Below are 19,384 nucleotides of genomic sequence, written 5' to 3'. Positions count from 1 at the left end.
CCGGAGGAAGGGCTTTGGGCCAGGAAGGGATGGGCCGGCAGACCCTGCTAAACCGTGCCCTGACATGACAAAGCCCCGGGTGACACACCCGGGGCAGACACACTTTTTGTCCTATATGCCGCATGAATGCGATCCGACCGGCCGGCAGGGGGGTGAAGGACTCGACGTGAAGACCACCTGTTGCTTCGGCGGCGCAACCCGAAGGCCCCGGCGGGCCGGCCGGGGTTGACGGCACAAACGCGAAAAGGCCCCCGGCCGAAGCCGGAGACCTTTTCATTCACACATTTTGGTGGAGGTAAGGGGATTCGAACCCCTGACCTTCTGCATGCCATGCAGACGCGCTACCAACTGCGCCATACCCCCAAATGAGAGCCGCCCTTGCGGGCAACTCAACCATCATAGGCCACACAAAACGTGTGGCGCAAATCGAGGGGCCTAGAGCGAATCCGGGAGAGTTTCGACGTGCGACATGTCGGTGGCCGGTTCGCCGGTCGTCGGCAGTTCAATGACCGGGCAGTCGCCCCAGAGGCGCTCCAGGGCGTAGAAAACGCGGTCCTCGTTGTGCTGGACGTGGATCACGACGTCCGAGTAGTCAAGCAGGACCCAGCGGCCCTGGCCGCGGCCCTCACGGCGAACCGGGCGGATCTCGAACTTCTCGGCAAGCTTGTCTTCGATCTCGTCAACAATCGAATTGACCTGGCGCTCGGATGCCGCGGAGGCGATCAGGAACGCATCGGTGACGCCGAGGCGTTCGGAAACGTCCAAGGCTACGAGGTTCTCTGCCTGCTTCTCGGCTGCGGCAACGGCAGCGGTCTGCACCAAATCGATGGAATGTTCGTGGGCGCTCATGGGGTTCTCCTTGAGAAATTGGGTGCGACGCGGTGGGCGCTAGTTTGAGTTCAGGAACATGATGAGACCGGCAACGAGTGCCGCGCCTCCAACGGACAAAGCCGCGATGACCATCAAGTACATGTTGTTGGCACGGCGCATTCCGGCGGTCTGCACATCCAGTGGCTCAAGCCCCTGCGCGCGAACGGCACGCACGGGTGGGCGAGCCAACGAAGGCCCAACATTTTCGGCGGGGGCATCCTTGGTATCGGGTGCTTGCCCTGCCTTGCCGGCGCCCGGGGCCACGGGGGCCTTGGGGCCGGCGGGAGCGGCGGCCGCGGGCTTGGCCGCGCCCGTCCGTGCCGGTGCTGCTGCGGCAGCTTGTGAAGCGGCGGGCGACGTGGAGTCGCGAGCCGGTGCCTGGGCCGGAGTAGCAGCCTTTGGCTTGTGCGCAGGTGTGACCGCCGGGGCTTTCGCTGCCGGGGTCGTCGGCTTCGGCGCGTGGGGCGCCGAGGCCGGAGTCTTGGTGGCCGGAGCCTCGGGGGTTTGCCGGTTCTCGACAATGGTGCCCTGGTCGGTCATGGCGATGTTGTAGCCGCGCGTCAGCGGACCGGAGATGCCGGTGTTGACCAGCTTCTTCTCGATGTCCTCTTCGCGCAGGTGGTTCATCGCCCCGGTGAAGGGGTCCGAACGGCGGGCGCCGGCACGCTGGCTGTTTTCGTCCTGCATGCGCTGGCGCTCGGCGGCGCGGCGGGAAATGATCGCCGCACGGGCCGCAAGTTCGCGCTGCTGGGCCAGGACCTCGAGGTCCACGTCCGCCAGGTTTTCCTCGGGCTGGATCAGCAGCGGCTCGCTCGGGGCGGCTCCGCCGGAGCGCCGGCGCAGCGCCAGTGCCTCTTCGACGCTCATCTGCGGTGTCGGCGCAGCGGGAGCCGGTGTGGCAGGACGCACGCGCGGCGTGCCCGCGGCCGGCTTGGCGGGCGCGTTGGCAGGAGCCTTCGCGGCGGCCGCGGACTTGCCTGCCGCAGGCTTCGCTTCGGCAGGCTTGGATGCTCCGGGATTGCCCGCGGCACCGGCCTGGGGACGGGCGGGGGTCTGGGTCGCGCCCGGATCGGAGGCGGCGCCAGCGTCCTTGGCGGTGTTGAGCGCCTGGAGGCGCATCTGCTTGCGTGTCAGCGGTGCGGGATCGTCGGCAGGAGACGGATCCTTGGGGGAAAGCTCGGAGACTTCCTGTTCCAGCCGGCGGCGGGTGCGCAGGGCCTCGCGGTCACGTGCACGCTGCAGGGAAGTACGTTCGGTGCGCTGGGAAACGGCGTCGACCACTCCCGCGGCGGCGCGGCGGCTGCGCACGGGCTCTTCGCCCTGCGGCACGGGCTTGGCTGCGGACCCCGCGGCGGCCGGGGCGGCAGCTGCCGGCTTGGCGACCGGGTTGGCAGCCGGCGCCGGAGCCTTGGTGGCGGGAGCAGGGGTCTTGGCCTCAGGTGCGGGTGCCTTGGGCGCGGGCGGCGCCTTTGGCGCCGGGGTGGCGGGAGCGGGCACGGAAGGCTTGGCGGTCGCCGGCTTGCCGGCGGGGGTTGCCGGAGCCTGGCCCGGCGCCTGCTCTTGGGCAAGCTGGGCTTCGGTCTCGGCACGTCGCTGCTCCCGCAGGGCTCGCCTGCTGAGCGCGGGCCCGGTCTCGTCGCTCATCTTGTCCATTCCCGGCCGTCTCTATTCCTGGCCGTTGCTTACTGCGTTGTTCTTGTCGTTGTACAGCTTGTACTTGGCGATGTATTGCACCACGCCGTCCGGCACCAGGTACCACACCGGATGTCCGGTCCGCACCCGTTCCCGGCAATCCGTCGAGGAGATCGCCATGGCGGGGACCTCCATCAACGAGACGTCGTTGCGGTCCAGCACCGGCAGCTCGTGGCCGGGTCGGGTGACCCCCACGAAGTGCGCCAGTTGCCAGAGTTCCTCGGCGTCCTTCCAGCCCAGGATCTGGGCCATGGCGTCCGCGCCGGTGATGAAGAACAACTCGGCGTCCGGACGCTGCTCGCGCAGGTCCCGCAACGTGTCGATCGTGTACGTGGGCCCGGGACGGTCGATGTCCACGCGGCTCACGGTGAAGCGCGGGTTCGCCGCCGTGGCGATCACCGTCATCAGGTAGCGGTGCTCGGCCGGGGCCACGTCGCGGTCCAGCTTCTGCCACGGTTCCCCGGTGGGCACGAACACCACTTCGTCCAGGTCGAAGACCGCTGCGACTTCGCTGGCGGCCACCAGGTGGCCGTGGTGGATCGGATCGAACGTGCCGCCCATGACGCCCAGGCGAAATGGGCGGTCCGTTCGTTCGGCCGTCAGACGACTAGTGATGGCCGTGCTTGTTGGTGTGCGTGCGGTGCGTGTCCTCGGGCTCCGGCTTGACCTGGTGGCGGTTGCCGACGTTGGAGTAGGACATGGTGATCAGCAGCATCAGCAGGAACAGCAGGAAGATGCCGCCCCCGACAAGCAGTGCCTGCGTTTCGGTGGACATGCCGCCAGCGGCGCTTTCGGAGGCGGCAAGGGCCGCGTTCAGGGACTGGGTAAACATGTTTCTCCAGGTTGTTGCGTACCGGACGCGCACATGCGTGCACGGCACTGTGTTGTATCTTTTACGACTCGTTAGCCTCTATCGTACCCACCTTGGCACGCGGCTACGAACGAACATGCCCATCGCCCTGCACAATCCACTTGGTGGTGGTGAGCTCGCGCAGGCCCATCGGACCGCGCGCATGCATCTTCTGCGTGGAAATGCCGACCTCGGCACCCAGGCCCAGCTGTCCGCCGTCGGTGAAGCGGGTGGAGGCGTTGACGATCACCGCGGCCGAATCGACCTCGGCAATGAAGCGCTCGGCGTGGGCGAGGTTGTTGGTCAGGATCGCCTCGGTGTGCCCGGTGCTGTGCGCACGGATGTGCTTGATGGCGCCGCCCAGGTCATCGACCACGGCCACGGCCAGGTCCAGGTCCATGTACTCGGTGTCCCAGTCCGCCTCGACGGCGTCGATGGTGGGTACGCCTGCGGCCAGCACCTTGGCGCGGGCGTCCACGTGCAGGCGCACACCGGCCTTGGCCAGCGCCGCGAGGACCTCGGGCGCGGCCTTGGAGTGCACGTTGAGCAGCAGCGTCTCCACGGTGTTGCACACGCTGGGGCGCTGGGTCTTGGCGTTGAGCAGGATCGGCACGGCCATCGCGGCATCGGCCGATTCGTCGAGGTAGATGTGCACGTTGCCCTCGCCGGTCTCGATGACCGGGACGCTGGCGGTGGTGACCACGCGCTGGATCAGCTCGCGGCCGCCGCGGGGAATCAGCACGTCGATCTTCCCGCGCGCGCCCATCATCGCGTCGGCGCCGTCGCGGCCCCAGGCATCCACCGAGGACACGGCGTCGGCCGGCAGCCCCACGGATTCCAGGGCGTCGCGGATCAGGGCCAGCAGCGCCACGTTGGAGTGCGCCGCCGCGCTGCCGCCGCGCAGCAGCACCGCGTTGCCGCTTTTCAGGGCCAGCCCGGCGATGTCGACCGTGACGTTGGGGCGGGCCTCGTAGATCGCGCCGATCACGCCCATCGGGACGTGGACCTGGCGCAGCCGCAGCCCGTTGGGCAGGGTCTGGCCGCGCAGCACGGTGCCCACGGGGTCCGGCAGCCCGGCCAGTTCCTCCAGCGCGGCGATCAGCGCGTCCACGCGTGCGTCGTTGAGCTTGAGCCGGTCCAGCAGCGCGTCGGAGGTGCCGTTGGCGCGCCCGGCGGCGATGTCCTTGGCGTTCGCCTTGATGACGGCGGTGCGCTTGGCATCCAGCGAGGCCGCGATGGCCAGCAGCGCCCGGTCCTTCCAGTTGCGGTCGGCGCGGGCCAGCACGCGCGAGGCGGTGCGGGCGCGGTCGGCCAGCTTGCCCACGGCCACGCGGGCATCCTGGATGCCGGCGGCGGACCCTGCTACGTCGGAAAGAATCTGCGATGCGTCAATGTTCTGGCTCATGATCCCCCATTCTACGGTGGATGCGGCGAAGCCCGCCCCCATGTTAAGCACGGGGACGGGCTTCATCGCGCGGTCGCGACGCTAGACCACGACCAGGTCGTCGACGTGCACCACGGCGCGTTCGAATTGGCTGCCCAGGTCCTCGCCGAGTTCCCGGGTGGAGCGGCCGAGCATCTGCGGCAGTTCCGCGGAGGAGAAGTTCACCAGCCCGCGGGCGATCACCTGCCCGCCGGCGTCGGTGATTTCCACCGCGTCCCCGGCCTCGAAGGAGCCGTTGACCCCGGTGATCCCGGCCGGCAGCAGCGAGGCGACGCCGGAGGCCACGGCGCGCACGGCGCCGGGATCCAGCAGCAGCCGCCCCTGGGTGGTGGCCAGGTGGGCCAGCCACAGCATCCGGGTGGAGCGCCGTCCGCCGCGGGCGGAGAACCAGGTCCCCACGTCTTCCCCGGCCAGTGCCGCCGCAGCGTTCGCGGTGGAGGTGACCAGGGCGGGGATGCCCGATTCGGCGCTCATCGTGGCCGCCTCGACCTTGGTGGCCATGCCCCCGGTGCCCAGCCCGGCTCCCCCGGTGGACCCGATGCGCAGCGCCGCCAGGTCCTCGGACCGGTCGACGCGCGGCACCCGCACTCCCCCGGCGTTCGGGGGCGCGTCGTAGACCGCGTCGACGTCGGAGAGCAGCAGCAGCGCATCGGCCTTGACCAGGTGCGCCACCAGGGCCGCGAGCCGGTCGTTGTCGCCGAAGCGGATCTCGTGGGTGGCCACGGTGTCGTTTTCGTTCACGATCGGCACCACGCCCAGGGCCAGCAGCCGGTTCAGCGCGCGGAACGCGTTGGCATACTGCTGGCGGCGGATCAGGTCGTCGGCGGTCAGCAGGACCTGCCCGACGGTGACCCCGTGGGCGGAGAACGCCTGCGTGTACCTGGCCATGAGCAGCCCCTGGCCCACCGAGGCGGCGGCCTGCTGCGTGGCCAGGTCGCGCGGGCGGCGCCCCAAATCCAGGGGCGCCAGCCCGGCGGCGATGGCGCCGGAGGAGACCAGGATCAGCTCGGTTCCCGCGGTGCTGACCGCCGCGAGGCGGTCGACCAGGGAGCTGAGCGCCTCCTCGGAGATGCCGCCGGCGAGCGTGGTCAGCGACGAGGATCCGACCTTGACCACGATGCGGGAGGCACGGGGCAGGTCCCCGCGTTGGATGATGCCCGAGGGCTGGTTGGTGGCGCGCACGGTGCTGTGTTACTCCCCGGACTTGGGTAGCTGGTGCTTGTAGTTGACCGACTCCGTCCAGATCCCGGCCTTGCGCTCGGCTTCCAGGTCCTCGCGTGCCGCGGCCTTGGCGCCCTTGCGCGCCTCGTGCTGCGCCTTCTTCTCCTCGCGGGAGGGGCGTGCGCCGAATTCGGCCAGGCGCTCGTCCTGTCCGCGGCGTGAGCCCAACAGCTCGGCGCCGGCGGCCATGGTCGGCTCCCAGTCGAAGACCACGGCGTCGACCTCGGAGCCGATGACCACGGCGTCGCCGGGCTTGGCACCGAGCTTGTAGAGCTGGTTTTCGACGCCCAGCTTGGCCAGGCGGTCGGCCAGGTAGCCCACGGCCTCGTCGTTGCGGAAGTCGGTCTGCATGATCCAGCGCTCGGGCTTTTCGCCGATGACGCGGAAGAGCGGCTCGAGGTTGCGCTCCTCCTTGCGGATCACGAAACCGGCCTTGCTCTCCTTGGTGGCGCGCGGGCGCAGCACCTCGACGGCGACGGGAAGCGGGGCGGCCTCGATCTTGGCGCGCGCCTCGGTGACCAGCTCGGACATCGCGAAGGAGAGCTCGCGCAGCCCCTCGCGGCTCATGGCCGAGACCTCGAAGACGCGGTAGCCGCGCTTCTCCAGTTCGGGGCGCACGAACTCGGCCATGTCGCGTCCGTCGGGCATGTCGACCTTGTTCAGGGCGATCAGGCGCGGGCGTTCGTTCAGCGGGATGATCTGGCCGTCGGCGCCGGCGAACGAGGAGTCGACCTCGTAGGCGTCCAGTTCGGCCTGGATGGTCTCCAGGTCGGCCACCGGGTCGCGGTCGGTTTCCAGCGCGCCGCAGTCAAGCACGTGCACCAGGGCGGCGCAGCGTTCGACGTGGCGCAGGAATTCCAGTCCCAGGCCGCGGCCCTGCGAGGCACCGGGGATCAGGCCGGGCACGTCGGCGACGGTGTAGCGCACCTCGCCGGCCTGGACCACGCCGAGGTTCGGGACCAGGGTGGTGAAGGGGTAGTCGGCGATCTTGGGACGCGCTGCGGAGAGCGCGGCGATCAGCGAGGACTTGCCGGCCGAGGGGTAGCCCACCAGGGCGACGTCGGCGACGGACTTGAGTTCGAGGACGACCTCGGCGGCGGTGCCGGGGGTGCCCAGCAGCGCGAACCCGGGGGCCTTGCGGCGCTGGCTGGAGAGCCCGGCGTTGCCCAGTCCGCCCAGGCCGCCGGAGGCGACGACGTACTCGGACCCGTCACCGATCAGGTCGGCCAGGATCTCGCCGTCGCGGGTCTTGACCACGGTGCCCTCGGGCACCGGAAGGATGAGGGACTCGCCGTTCTTCCCGGGGCGCAGGTCGCCCTTGCCGCCCTCGCCGTTTCCGGCGTGGCGGTGCGGCGAGTGGTGGTAGGAAAGCAGCGTGGTGGTCTGGGCGTCGACGCGCAGGATCACCTCACCGCCGTTGCCGCCGCTGCCGCCGTCGGGTCCGCCCAGGGGCTTGAATTTTTCGCGTTTGATGGAGACACAGCCGTGTCCACCGGAACCACCGGAGACATGGAGGACCACTCGGTCGATGAAGGCTGCCACGGTTGAAAGCTCCTAGCAAAAAAGGGTGGCGTCTTCCGCTCGACGGCACTGGGCCGAAGCGCGGTAAAACACTGGGGGGTTGAAAAAACACATAGAGGGTGAGCCGTGCGGCCCACCCTCTACAGTGTAATGAATGCGGTTACGCGCTAGTTAGCCAGCGGTAACGATGTTCACGACTTTACGGCCGCGGCGAGTGCCGAATTCGACAGCCCCGGCTTCCAGTGCGAACAGGGTGTCGTCCTTGCCACGTCCCACGCCGGCGCCCGGGTGGAAGTGGGTGCCACGCTGGCGAACGATGATTTCGCCGGCCGAAACGACCTGACCACCGAAGCGCTTTACGCCAAGGTACTGGGCGTTGGAATCGCGACCGTTGCGAGTGGAACTCGCGCCCTTCTTATGTGCCATTGAAAATGCCTACCTTCAGGTAATGAGAATTCTTGGAATCAACCGCAATTAAGCGATCGAGGTGACCTTGACCTTGGTCAACATAGCGCGGAAACCCTGGCGCTTCTTGTAACCGGTCTTGTTCTTGAACTTCTGGATGACAATCTTCTGGCCGCGAAGGTTCTCAACGACCTCAGCGGTCACCGTTACCTTGGCAAGCTCATCGGCTGCCGAAGTTACCTTCTCGCCATCTACCAGCAGCAGGGCCGGCAATTCAATGGAGGCGCCTGGGGCAGCCTTCAGGCGGTCAAGGGTAACGAGGTCTCCAACAGAAACCTTTTCCTGGCGGCCGCCAGCGCGGACAATTGCGTACACCACGTGGGTACTCACTTCTACTCGACGTTCAATCTGTCTTGCTGCGCATCACTACCCCAAATGAAACCGGGGATTGCGCTGTGCTGGCACGCCGAGCGGAAGAATCCGATAGCTGGCGTTCGCACCGAGGATCTAGACTACGCTAAAAAGCGCTGCGGGGGCAAATACGGCTTGCCCCGCGAGTCGCCCAGATCCCTACTCTTTCAACTCTTTGACCGGCACCCCGACACCCAGCATAATCGGCGCATTGGCGGCGATTGGCGGCTGTGGGGCCTTGGATGGGTCAGCGAGCGAAGCGACATGGGAGGTACCCGATGCCGCCAGCGTGTCCGATGCCACAGAAACTGCGGTGTCGGATCCACCCTGCGGGCTCGTTGCACGGCGGCTGCGCTTGACGCGCGCCACCGGCTCGATGCCCGAAGTCTTTTTGGTTGCCGTTGCCGCCGGCGCCTCGGTGGGCGCATCGTCGGAGGCCTGCCCGGCCACACCGGAGATCACGGGTGCGGCTGCCGCTGCCGGCTGTTCACCGGTGGTTGCGGCATTCGCCTCGGGAGCCTTGGCGCGGGGCTTGCGGCGGGTGCGGGAGCGGGCCGGACGTGCGGAAGCGGACTCCGCTTCCTCGGCCTGGGCCGGTGCGTCCGTCGCCGGGGAATTGTCCGGCAGCGCGGCTTCCAGGTTCTCCAGGGTCAGCGACGGCGCGGTGGCCTCCGAGGAGGCGGCACGGCGGTTGCGGCGCGCCGCGGGAACCACGACGGACTCCCCCGCCACGGTCAACGTGGCTGCCTCTGCCTCTGCCTCGCCGTGTTCGTGGGCGGCGTGTGCCGCCGCGGCGATGTTGGCGAAGGCGGTGCGTGCGGCATCGGCCTTGGCGGCGTCCTCCGGCTCCCTGGCCTCGACCGGGGCGCCCGCGGCATGCTGGTCCTCGGCGTGCGCCTCGGATTCCGGACCGCGGTTGCGGCGGCGGCGCTCGGCCCGCGAGGGCTTCTGGTCGGCGCGGCTGCTGGGGCCGTGGGCCTCGCCCGCCGAGTTGAAGGACCGGCGGTGCTCGACCGGCACGTCGTGGGTGATCACGCCGCGGCCGTTGCAGGCCTCGCAGTTCTCCCCGAAGACTTCCAGCAGGCCGGTGCCCATGCGCTTGCGCGTCATCTGCACCAGTCCCAGGGAAGTGACCTCGGCGACCTGGTGCTTGGTGCGGTCGCGGCCCAGGCACTCGACCAGGCGGCGAAGCACCAAATCGCGGTTGGACTCGAGCACCATGTCGATGAAGTCGATGACGATGATGCCGCCGATGTCGCGCAGGCGCAGCTGGCGCACGACCTCCTCGGCCGCCTCCAGGTTGTTCTTGGTGACGGTTTCCTCGAGGTTTCCGCCCGAGCCGGTGAACTTGCCGGTGTTCACGTCGACCACGGTCATGGCCTCGGTGCGGTCGATGACCAGCGAGCCGCCGGAGGGCAGGAAGACCTTGCGGTCCAGTGCCTTGTGGATCTGCTCGTCGATGCGGAAGGCGCCGAAGATGTCCTCGTCGTTCTCCCACTTCTCCAGGCGCGAGACCAGGTCCGGCGCCACGTAGGTCACGTAGGCCTCGATGGTGTCCCAGGCCTCCTCGCCGGAGACGATCAGCTTGGTGAAGTCCTCGTTGAAGACGTCGCGGACCACCTTGATGGTCAAATCCGGTTCCCCGTAGAGCAATTCCGGTGCCAGGGTCTTGGTGGACGTCGAGGCGGCCTCGATGCCTTCCCACTGGGCGCGCAGGCGGTTGATGTCGTTCATCAACTCTTCCTCGGAGGCGCCCTCGGCGGCGGTGCGCACGATGACGCCCGCGTTTTCCGGCAGGTGGTCCTTGAGGATCTTCTTCAGGCGGTTGCGTTCCACGTCGGGAAGCTTGCGCGAGATGCCGGTCATCGAGCCGCCCGGCACGTACACCAGGTAGCGGCCCGGCAGCGAAATCTGGGAAGTCAGGCGGGCGCCCTTGTGGCCGACCGGGTCCTTGGTGACCTGCACCAGGACGGTGTCCCCGGACTTCAGGGCGTGTTCGATGCGGCGCGGCTGGCCGTCCAGTCCCGCGACGTCCCAGTTGACCTCGCCGGCGTAGAGCACGGCGTTGCGTCCGCGTCCGATGTCGACGAAGGCGGCCTCCATGGAGGGCAGCACGTTCTGCACCTTGCCGACGTACACGTTGCCGATCAGGGAGTCCTGCTGGGTCTTGGAGACGAAGTGCTCGGCCAGGATGCCGTCCTCAAGGACGCCGATCTGGATGCGGTCCTCGCGCTGGCGCACGATCATCTGGCGGTCGACGGATTCGCGGCGGGCCAGGAACTCGGCCTCGGTGATGACCTGGCGGCGGCGGCCGGACTCGCGCGAATCGCGGCGGCGCTGGCGCTTGGCTTCCAGGCGGGTGGATCCGCGCACGGCGGTGACCTTGTTGGAGACCACGGGTTCCAGGGTGGTGCGCGGGGCACGGACCCGGGTGATGGTGTTGGGCGGGTCGTTTTCCGAGCCGCCGGCCAGTTCCAGGTCGGCATCGCCGCGGCGGCGGCGACGGCGGCGGCGCGAGACGGCACCGGAGCCGTCGGCGTTTTCGTCCTCGGTGTCGTCGTGGGCGGACTCGCCGCGGGTGCGGCGTCCGCTGCCGGAAGGCTCCTCGTGCTCGTCGGTCTCGGAGGCCGCGCCGGCGGCGGGAAGGCTCGGTGCCTGGAAGATCAGCGAGAGCGCGGATTCGGGGATGGCGAACGGGTCGGTGATGGCCGCCGGCTCGATCTCGGTGGCTGCTTCCTCGGCCGTCTCGGTGTCCTCGTCCGCGGCGGGGGCCGCGGCCGGGGTTGCCTCGGCGTCCTTGGCTTCTGCTTCCTGGGTGGCGCGGGATCCGCGGCCGCCACGGGCCGGGCGGCGGCGCGTGGCCTTGGCCGGCTCGACGGCTTCGGCCGGCTGCTCGGCGGCCTCGACGGACGCCTCTTCCTCGGGGGCTTCCTCGGCTGCCGGCGCCTCGGTGTTCGATGCGGGGGCGGTGGCCTTGCGGCCGCGGCCACGGGCCGGGCGCTTGGCGGCGGTCTTCGGCTCGGCCGCCTCCGCGGCGGGGGCCTCGGACTTCTCTGCGGCGATTTCGGTCTTGGCTTCGGCGGCGGCCTGGGCTGCCGGTGCCTCGATGACCACGGGGGCTTCCGCTGCTGCCGCGCCCGGGGAGGTGACCCCGGAGGTGGCACGGCGCGGGCCGCGGCGTGCTGGGGCCTTGGCCGGGGCCTTCGCGGCCTCTGCCGCGGGTGCCTGGACCGGTGCCTTGCCGGTTGCCTCGGCCACGACCGACTCAACGGTGGCGGCTTGGGCCGGGGCGTTGCGGGTGGGCGCACCGCGGCGGGCGGTGGCGGTGCGCGGGGCAACGTTGGCGCGCACCTTGCGCGTCGGTGCGGCCGCGGCGTCGTTGAGCTCGGCCAGGGTCATGGCGCGGCGCGGCGGCGGCGGGGAGGGTTCGTTGAAGTTGCCGCGCGGTGGGCGGGTGGTGCGGGTGCGGCCCTTGGGGCCCTGGCCCATCGCTGCCTTTGATTCGTCGCGATTCAGTGCCATGTTAAAAGAGTGCTCCTCGGCGGGTCGGCTGCTCCCACAGATAGCGCGTCTTCCCTGGTTGGTTCGCCGGACCGGGCCTTGTGGCCGCGTGTCCCAGCGGAAGTCCTTGTAGTCGTCCTGACCGGGTGCGCCAACCATTGCGGGGCGCGGCATCCGTGCAGGACCAACGGCCCTTTTCCAAGCAAGCCGCTTTACGTTGCGGCGACCATATCGCGGTATTCGCTGAAGACCTTCGTATAGGCGGTCTCTACGCAGCAGATGCATCGCAATCGGGCTTGAAAGCCTGTCGTTGGGTTGAAAGCAGACTGTGGATCCACGAACAACCACTGCAATTGTCTCACATCGACACGCCGATGGACGCCGCGCCGCAAATCGGGGCGACACGCACGCGCCCGGCACATTGCCCCGCCCCTTGTGCCAAGCCCCGGCGCGGGGCGGGGGCGGGGCCCGGGGCGGCCACTAGACTTCAGGTACGGCCACCCGCCATTCCCGGCCCCGCCCGGCATCCACGCCGCGTTCCGGGGTGGCCGCACGCCGGAAAACCGAAAACCACGAGGGAGCACCGATGAGCACGTCCGAAGCAGCAGCGCCGCACAGCGAAGTGGACGCGGTGCCGCGCATGGCCCGGGCCCGGCCCTTCGGCCTGTTCCTGGTGCTCACCGGCGCGGTCGCCTGGATCGCCTCGGGCATCCTGGTGCTCGAGCGCATCGCCCTGTACAAGGACCCCGACTACGTGACCAGCTGCGATTTCAACCCCTGGGTTTCCTGCGGCACCGTCATGAAAACGACGCAGGCGGCCCTGTTGGGCTTCCCCAACCCGTTTTTGGGCATCGTGGGCTTCGGCATCGTGATCACCATCGGCATGGCGCTGCTTGCCGGGGCCCGCTTCGCCCGCTGGTACTGGGTCGGCGTGCAGGTCGGCGTCACCCTGGCGATGGCGTTCATCGTGTGGCTCTGGTCCCAGGCCCTCTACGAGATCAACGCCCTGTGCCCGTACTGCATGGTCGTCTGGGCGATGATGATCCCGATGTTCCTCTACACCACGGCGCGCAACATCGCCCACGGCGTGATCCCCGCCCCCGCGGCGCTGCGCCGTGCCGCGGGCGAATGGACCTGGGTTGCGGTCATCGTGCTGCTGGTCATCACCGCGGCCACCGTCGTCCTGCGCTTCCCGGGTGCATTCGTTGGCGCCTGAGGCCCCCGCCACCCGAATGACTCGGACGCGCTCCCGGCGGCTGGCCGCGATCGCCTGCGTGCCGCCGGTGATCGCCCTGGGCCTGGCCGCCCGATTCCTGGGCGCCGGCCTGCCGGCTGACCTGGCCGGCGGCGTGCTCTACGCGGTGCTTGTCTACGTGCTGCTCACCTTCCTGCGCCCGCGCGCATCGGCCTGGTCCAACGCGGCGATCGCCCTGGTGCTGTGCGTGCTCGTCGAGCTGCTGCAGCTCACCGGGATTCCGGCAGACCTCGCCAGGGCGTTCTGGCCCGTCCGGCTGGTGTTGGGCACGGGCTTCGCGCCCCTCGACCTGCCGGCCTACGCGATTGGCTCCGCGCTGGCGCTTGGCGCGGATGTGCTGCAGGGAAGGATCCGGGACCGGCGGCCAACCGCGAGCTGACCCCGTCCCCCGCGAACGATAAAGAGGGCCCGGCATTTCCACTCTCGTGGACGTGCCGGGCCCTCTTTCGCGGGGTGGGTACCCCCTTGGATCAGGAGAACCAGATGCCGATTTCGCGGGCGGCGGATTCGACCGAGTCCGAGCCGTGGACCAGGTTCTGCTGGACCTTCAGGCCCCAGTCGCGGCCCAGGTCCCCGCGGATGGTGCCCGGGGCGGCGGTGGTCGGGTCGGTGGTGCCGGCCAGCGAGCGGAAGCCGGGGATCACGTTCTGGCCCTCGGCGATGAGCGCCACCAGCGGGCCGGAGAGCATGAATTCGACCAGCGGCTCGTAGAACGGCTTGCCCACGTGCTCCTCGTAGTGCGCCTCGAGCAGTTCGCGGGTCGCGGAGACCTGCTTGAGCTCGGCGATGACGTAGCCCTTGGCCTCGATGCGGGCCAGGATCTGGCCTGTCAGCTGGCGCTTGACGCCGTCGGGCTTGATGAGGATCAGGGTGCGTTCAATGGCCATGGGTGCGGCTCCTTTGTCGTGGTGGTGCAAGTTGTCGTTGGTAATGATTCTACGGTTGGGCCGGGCCCGGGCCCGGTGTTTCCTCGGGGTGCGCCGCATCCCAGGCGGCCTGCTCGCGGGCGCGGCGGGCGGTCTCCAGGTCCATGGCCCGTCCCTTGGTGACCGCGTACCACCAGGTGGCGGCGAAGGCGGCGCCGATGAAGAACATCGAGGTCAGCAGGAACCCGGTGAGGATGAACAGCAGCTGCAGGCCCCAGCCGATGGCGTATCCCAGCGGTTTCTTCAGCAGCGCGCAGGTGAGGATGCACGCCACCGCGACCGCCGCACCGGCGCCGAGCACCAGGGCCGGGGACCATTCACCGCGCTTGAGCCCGAAGAGCGCCAGCGCCACGAAGATCGCCAGGAACGCCTCGAGCGTGAGCACCGTGGAGGCGAACATCACACGGGTCGAGCGCGGCTTCTTGGGCTGTCCCGGGCGCCAGTCGCGCTGCGCCTTGGTCATTTTCGCCATGTCCCTACTTCCCTCCCAGCAGCATGCGGGCCTCGCCCACCAGCGTGATGGACCCGGTGACCAGCACGCCGCCGCCGAAGTCCTCGCCGGCCTCGGAGCGCCCCACTGCCCATTCCAGGGCGTCGTCCAGGCGCTCGGTCACGTAGATGTCCCCCTCGTCGAACCCGGCTTCCAGGGCCATGGCGGCCAGTTCCCCGGCGGGGATGGCGCGCGGCGAATTGGACTGGGTGATGCAGATGTCCTCGGTGAGGTCCAGGTAGGATTCGCGCAGCTGCGCGAGCATGGCCGGCGCGTCCTTCTCCGCCAGGATCCCGATGACCAGCACCAGCTTGGTGAACCCGAAGGACTCCTTCACCGCCGCCGCCGAGGCGCGGATGCCGTCGGGGTTGTGCCCGGCGTCCAGCAGCACGGTCGGGGCCTTGCGGATGACCTCCAGGCGCCCGGGGCTGGTGGCGGCGCCGAAGCCCTCCATGACCAGGTCGTGGTTCAGCGCGGTCTCCCCGCCGCCGATGAACGCCTCCACCGCGGCCAGGGCGACGGCGGCGTTCTGTGCCTGGTGCTCGCCGTGCAGCGGCAGCAGGATGCCCGGGTAGCGCCCGGCCAGGCCCTGGATGTCCAACTGCTGCCCGCCGACGGCGACGGTGCGGTTTTCGACGCCGAATTCCACGCCCTCGAAGCGGTAGGGCGTTTCGAGCTCGCGCGCACGGTCCAGCAGCACCTGGGCCGCGTCCGCGGGCTGCGCGCTGGAGACCAGGAAGCCGCCGGGCTTGAGGATGCCGGCCTTCTCCTGCGCGATCAGCTCGACGGTGTCCCCGAGCAGGTCGGTGTGGTCCAGGGAGATCGGGGTCACCACGGAGACCTGCCCGTCGCCCACGTTGGTGGCGTCGGTGATCCCGCCCAGGCCGACCTCGATGATCGCCACGTCCACCGGGGTGTCGGCGAAGATCGCGAAGCCCAGGATGGTCACGGCCTCGAAGTACGTCAGCCGGTTCTCGCCCTTGGCGGTCAGCTCGTCGTCGACGATCTGCAGGTAGGGGCGGATCTCGTCCCAGATCCGCACGAAGGTCGTATCGTCCACCGACTCGCCGTCGATGGCGATGCGCTCGGTGACCGAGACCAGGTGCGGGGAAGAGTAGCGGCCGGTGCGCAGGTCGTGGGCGCGCAGCAGCGACTCGATCATCCGCGCGGTGCTGGTCTTCCCGTTGGTGCCGGTGACGTGGATGATCGGGAAGGCCTTGTTCGGCTCCCCCAGGATCTCCATGGCCCGGCGCATGGGCTCCATGCGCGGCTCGATCTTGTTTTCCGGCGCGCGGGCCAACAGCTCGGCGTAGACGCTCTCCACGGAGAACCTGTCATAGGTGTTGCTCATGTGTTGGGTCCCATTTCATTCTCGGCGGCCTCGGCCGCGGCCACGGTTTCGACGCTGACGACGGGGGCTTCCCCGTCGGCGGAGGTCAGCAGGACGAGTCCGAGGCTGAGCGTTTCGCCCTTGATGAGCTCGGCGTTGGCGTGCAGCGCCGCCACGGTGGCGGCGTCGGCGGTGATCTCGGTGCGGATGCGGTCCGAGACCAAAAGGTCCGCGTCCTTGCGGGCGGACTGGATGGCGCGGATCATGTCCCGCGCCGTGCCCTCGGCCGCCAGCTCTTCGGTGACAACCGTGTCCAGCACCAGGAAGCCGCCGCCGGGCAGCACGGCCGCGGCGATGGTGTCTTCGCCCTCGGTGGCCGCCACGACGGTTTCCAGCGTGTATTCGTGTTCCTCAAGGGCCAGTGAACCGGCGGTGACGGTTCCGGCATCGTCCACCGACCAGTCCCCGGACTTGGCGCCCTTGATGGCCACCTGCACGTTCTTGCCCAGGCGCGGGCCCGCGGCGCGGGCGTTGACGACCAGGCGCTGGCTGATGCCGTACTCCCCCGCATTGGCCTCGGCGGCGTCGATGAGCGTGAGCGAGCGCAGGTTCAGCTCGTCGCGGATGATCCCGGCGAAGGTGCCCTGAAGGGCAGCGGCGTTCGGCACCGCGACGGTCATCCCGGCCAGCGGCAGGCGCACGCGCAGGTTCGCGGCCTTGCGCAGCGAGGAGCCGACCGAGGCGATCTTGCGGGTGGTCTCCATCGCGGCGACCAACTCGTCGTTGCGCACGAACAGCTCCGCGTCGGGCCAGTCGGCCAGGTGCACCGAGCGCCCGCCGGTGAGCCCGCGCCAGATTTCCTCGGCCGCCAGCGGCAGCAGCGGGGCCGCGACGCGGGTGAGGGTCTCCAGCGCGGTGTACAGGGTGTCGAAGGCGCGGGTGTCCTCGTCGAAGAAGCGCTGGCGGCTCCGGCGCACGTACCAGTTGGTCAGCGTGTCCATGTAGCGGCGGATCTGCTCGGCGGCCTCGGAGATGTCGTAGCCGTCCAGCGACTTGGTGACCTCGCGGACCAGGTCCCCGGTGGCCGCGAGCATGTACGCATCCAGCGGGTCCTCGGAGCTGTGGGCGATCTTCGCCTCGTAGCCCGCTCCGTTGTTCGCGGCGTTGGTGTAGAGGGAGAAGAAGTGCCAGACGTTCCACATCGGCAGCAAGACCTGGCGCACGCCCTCGCGGATGCCCTGCTCGGTGACGACCAGGTTGCCGCCGCGCAGGATCGGGGACGCCATCAGGAACCAGCGCATGGCGTCGGAGCCGTCGCGGTCCAGCACCTCGTTGACGTCCGGGTAGTTCTTCAGCGACTTGGACATCTTCTGCCCGTCGGACCCCAGCACGATGCCGTGGCTGATCACGTTCTTGTAGGCCGGGCGGTCGAAGAGCGCGGTGGAGAGCACGTGCATGGTGTAGAACCAGCCGCGGGTCTGCCCGATGTACTCGACGATGAAGTCCGCCGGGTGGTGGGTGTCGAACCAGTCCTTGTTCTCGAACGGGTAGTGCGCCTGGGCGTAGGGCATCGACCCGGAGTCGAACCACACGTCCAGCACGTCTTCGACGCGGCGCAGCGTGCCGTTTTCGGCGCAGCCCTCGTGCGGGCGGAGAAGGTCGTCGATGAACGGGCGGTGCAGGTCCGGCTGGCCCTCGTTGTTCAGCGGCAGGCGCCCGAAGGCCGCCTTGATCTCTTCCAGGGAGCCGTGGACCTCGCTGTGGGTGCACTCGGCGCCGTCGCATTCCCACACCGGGATCGGGGATCCCCAGTAGCGGTTGCGGGAGATGGACCAGTCGCGGGCGTTGGCCAGCCACTTGCCGAACTGGCCGTCCTTCACGTTTTCCGGGATCCAGTTGATCTGCTGGTTCAGCTCCAACATGCGGTCCTTGACCTTGGTGACCTGGACGTACCAGGAGGAGATGGCGCGGTAGATCAGCGGGGTGCGGCAGCGCCAGCAGTGCGGGTAGGAGTGCACGTAGGAGGCCTGCTTGATGAGGCGCGCGTCGTCCTTGAGCACGGTGGTGATGGCCTTGTTGGCCTCGAACACCTGCACGCCGACAACCTCGGCCAACGGGCCGGACTTGAACACCGGCAGGAACTTCGCGCCCTCGTCGATCGAGAGGATCACCGGGATGCCGGCGGACTCGCAGATCTTCTGGTCCTCCTCGCCGTAGGCGGGGGCCTGGTGGACGATGCCGGTGCCGTCGGTGGTGGTGACGTAGTCGGCGACCAGGAGCTGCCAGGCGTTGGCCGTGCCCCAGGTCTCGGTGTCGGTGAAGGTGTCCCAGAGCGGTGCGTACCTGATCCCGGCCAGGTCCTTTCCGGCGTGGCGGGCGGTGATGGCGGCGGTGGCCGCGGCGGCGTCCGCGTAGCCCAGGTCCTTGGCGTAGGAGCCGAGCAGGTCCTCGGCCAGCAGGAAGCTTCCGCTGGCCGCCGAGGCCTTCACGCCGTTTTCGCCGGCGGGCACCACGACGTAGACGACGTCGGGTCCCACGGCCAGGGCCATGTTGGTCGGCAGCGTCCAGGGGGTGGTGGTCCAGGCCAGGGCCTGGACTCCGGCGAGTTCCTTCGAGACCGCGGATTCCCCGGCGAGCAGCGGGAAGGAGACGGTGACGGTCTGGTCCTGGCGGTCCTTGTACACGTCGTCGTCCATGCGCAGCTCGTGGTTGGACAGCGGGGTCTCGTCCTTCCAGCAATACGGCAGCACGCGGAAGCCCTTGTAGGTCAGGCCCTTCTCGGAAAGCTGCTTGAAGGCCCAGATGACCGATTCCATGTACTCGACGTTCAGCGTCTTGTAGTCGTTCTCGAAGTCGACCCAGCGCGCCTGGCGGGTGACGTAGTCCTGCCATTCACCGGCGTACTTCATCACCGAGCTGCGGCAGGCGTCGTTGAACTTGTCGATGCCCATGGCCTCGATCTGCGCCTTGTCGCTCATGCCCAGCTGCTTCATGGCCTCGAGCTCGGCCGGCAGCCCGTGGGTGTCCCAGCCGAAGCGGCGCTCCACGCGCGACCCGCGCTGGGTCTGGTAGCGGGCGACCAGGTCCTTGACGTACCCGGTGAGCAGGTGCCCGTAGTGCGGCAGGCCGTTGGCAAAGGGCGGGCCGTCGTAGAAGACGAACTCGTTGGCCCCGTCGACACCGGCATCGCGGGCGTCGATGGAGGCCTGGAAGGTCTCATCGTTCTTCCAGTAGGAAAGGACCCGTTCCTCGATCTCCGGGAAGCGGGGAGAGGATGGCGTTACGCCATGCGGGTCGGTCGAGGCCTTGGGGTAGCTGGTCATCTGCGGCAGTCCTGGTGATCGAAGGCGCGTGTGCGCTTAGGCGTTCTCCAACACAGGGACGATGACGGAGCAATTGGTCACTCCACCTCGCGGTACCACCCCGCTTGCCCGGTTCGCCCCGGGGTGTTCCCGGACCGTCCCTGGC

The 19,384-nt window shown here is 69.0% G+C and carries 16 protein-coding genes and 1 tRNA gene; 2 read left to right on the top strand and 15 right to left on the bottom strand.

Features of this window, described 5'->3' with window-relative positions; translation table 11 throughout:
• Positions 1-287: 287 nt before the first annotated feature.
• The 11 genes from ACIPVK_RS17665 to ACIPVK_RS17615 form a co-directional block, all read right to left on the bottom strand.
• Positions 288-363 (bottom strand) — tRNA-Ala (locus ACIPVK_RS17665).
• A 72-nt stretch (positions 364-435) separates the two neighbouring features.
• Positions 436-849: a ribosome silencing factor gene (gene rsfS / locus ACIPVK_RS17660; protein WP_407613289.1), complete on the bottom strand. Its 414-nt coding sequence runs from the start codon at positions 847-849 to the stop codon at positions 436-438.
• 39 nt (positions 850-888) lie between these two features.
• Positions 889-2,523, bottom strand: a complete 1,635-nt coding sequence (locus tag ACIPVK_RS17655; RefSeq protein WP_407613288.1) for a hypothetical protein — start codon at positions 2,521-2,523, stop codon at positions 889-891.
• Positions 2,524-2,535: 12 nt separating this feature from the next.
• Positions 2,536-3,165 (bottom strand): nicotinate-nucleotide adenylyltransferase, encoded by a 630-nt coding sequence (nadD, locus tag ACIPVK_RS17650; RefSeq protein ID WP_407613292.1) that lies wholly within the window; start codon positions 3,163-3,165, stop codon positions 2,536-2,538.
• 4 nt (positions 3,166-3,169) lie between these two features.
• A complete protein-coding gene (locus ACIPVK_RS17645) occupies positions 3,170-3,394 on the bottom strand; it encodes a hypothetical protein (RefSeq protein WP_407613287.1) in 225 nt (74 codons plus the stop codon).
• Between the two features lie 103 nt (positions 3,395-3,497).
• Positions 3,498-4,817, bottom strand: a complete 1,320-nt coding sequence (locus tag ACIPVK_RS17640; protein ID WP_407613286.1) for a glutamate-5-semialdehyde dehydrogenase — start codon at positions 4,815-4,817, stop codon at positions 3,498-3,500.
• An 81-nt stretch (positions 4,818-4,898) separates the two neighbouring features.
• Positions 4,899-6,038 carry a glutamate 5-kinase gene (proB, locus tag ACIPVK_RS17635; RefSeq protein WP_407613285.1) on the bottom strand — a complete coding sequence of 380 codons (1,140 nt, stop codon included), beginning with the start codon at positions 6,036-6,038 and terminating at the stop codon, positions 4,899-4,901.
• 9 nt (positions 6,039-6,047) lie between these two features.
• The gene (obgE, locus tag ACIPVK_RS17630) at positions 6,048-7,619 is read right to left on the bottom strand and encodes a GTPase ObgE (RefSeq protein WP_407613284.1); all 1,572 of its coding nucleotides are present in this window, start codon (positions 7,617-7,619) and stop codon (positions 6,048-6,050) included.
• A gap of 150 nt (positions 7,620-7,769) precedes the next feature.
• A complete protein-coding gene (gene rpmA, locus ACIPVK_RS17625) occupies positions 7,770-8,024 on the bottom strand; it encodes a 50S ribosomal protein L27 (protein WP_217387816.1) in 255 nt (84 codons plus the stop codon).
• 48 nt (positions 8,025-8,072) lie between these two features.
• Positions 8,073-8,381: a 50S ribosomal protein L21 gene (gene rplU / locus ACIPVK_RS17620; protein WP_407613291.1), complete on the bottom strand. Its 309-nt coding sequence runs from the start codon at positions 8,379-8,381 to the stop codon at positions 8,073-8,075.
• A gap of 192 nt (positions 8,382-8,573) precedes the next feature.
• Positions 8,574-11,936 carry an Rne/Rng family ribonuclease gene (locus ACIPVK_RS17615; RefSeq protein ID WP_407613283.1) on the bottom strand — a complete coding sequence of 1,121 codons (3,363 nt, stop codon included), beginning with the start codon at positions 11,934-11,936 and terminating at the stop codon, positions 8,574-8,576.
• A gap of 565 nt (positions 11,937-12,501) precedes the next feature.
• Here ACIPVK_RS17615 and ACIPVK_RS17610 point away from each other — a divergent pair.
• Positions 12,502-13,131 carry a vitamin K epoxide reductase family protein gene (locus ACIPVK_RS17610; protein WP_407613282.1) on the top strand — a complete coding sequence of 210 codons (630 nt, stop codon included), beginning with the start codon at positions 12,502-12,504 and terminating at the stop codon, positions 13,129-13,131.
• A 16-nt stretch (positions 13,132-13,147) separates the two neighbouring features.
• Positions 13,148-13,549, top strand: a complete 402-nt coding sequence (locus ACIPVK_RS17605) for a DUF2809 domain-containing protein (protein WP_407613281.1) — start codon at positions 13,148-13,150, stop codon at positions 13,547-13,549.
• A gap of 91 nt (positions 13,550-13,640) precedes the next feature.
• On the opposite strand, the gene ndk is transcribed toward ACIPVK_RS17605, so the two are convergent.
• Genes ndk through ileS form a run of 4 tightly spaced genes read right to left on the bottom strand, consistent with a single transcriptional unit; the run spans position 13,641 to position 19,239 of the window.
• The gene (gene ndk / locus ACIPVK_RS17600) at positions 13,641-14,057 is read right to left on the bottom strand and encodes a nucleoside-diphosphate kinase (protein WP_407613280.1); all 417 of its coding nucleotides are present in this window, start codon (positions 14,055-14,057) and stop codon (positions 13,641-13,643) included.
• Positions 14,058-14,106: 49 nt separating this feature from the next.
• A complete protein-coding gene (locus ACIPVK_RS17595) occupies positions 14,107-14,568 on the bottom strand; it encodes a DUF4233 domain-containing protein (protein WP_407613279.1) in 462 nt (153 codons plus the stop codon).
• A gap of 4 nt (positions 14,569-14,572) precedes the next feature.
• Entirely contained in the window at positions 14,573-15,937 is a 1,365-nt protein-coding gene (locus ACIPVK_RS17590; protein WP_407613278.1) for a bifunctional folylpolyglutamate synthase/dihydrofolate synthase, read from the bottom strand.
• Positions 15,934-19,239, bottom strand: a complete 3,306-nt coding sequence (gene ileS / locus ACIPVK_RS17585) for an isoleucine--tRNA ligase (RefSeq protein ID WP_407613277.1) — start codon at positions 19,237-19,239, stop codon at positions 15,934-15,936. Before ileS ends, ACIPVK_RS17590 begins: the two co-directional genes overlap by 4 nt.
• Positions 19,240-19,384: the final 145 nt, after the last annotated feature.

The organism is Paeniglutamicibacter sp. MACA_103, assembly GCF_045798555.1.
Taxonomy (GTDB): Bacteria; Actinomycetota; Actinomycetes; order Actinomycetales; family Micrococcaceae; genus Paeniglutamicibacter.
Note: the sequence above shows the minus strand (reverse complement) of the source record. Positions and strands in the feature narration are given on the sequence as shown.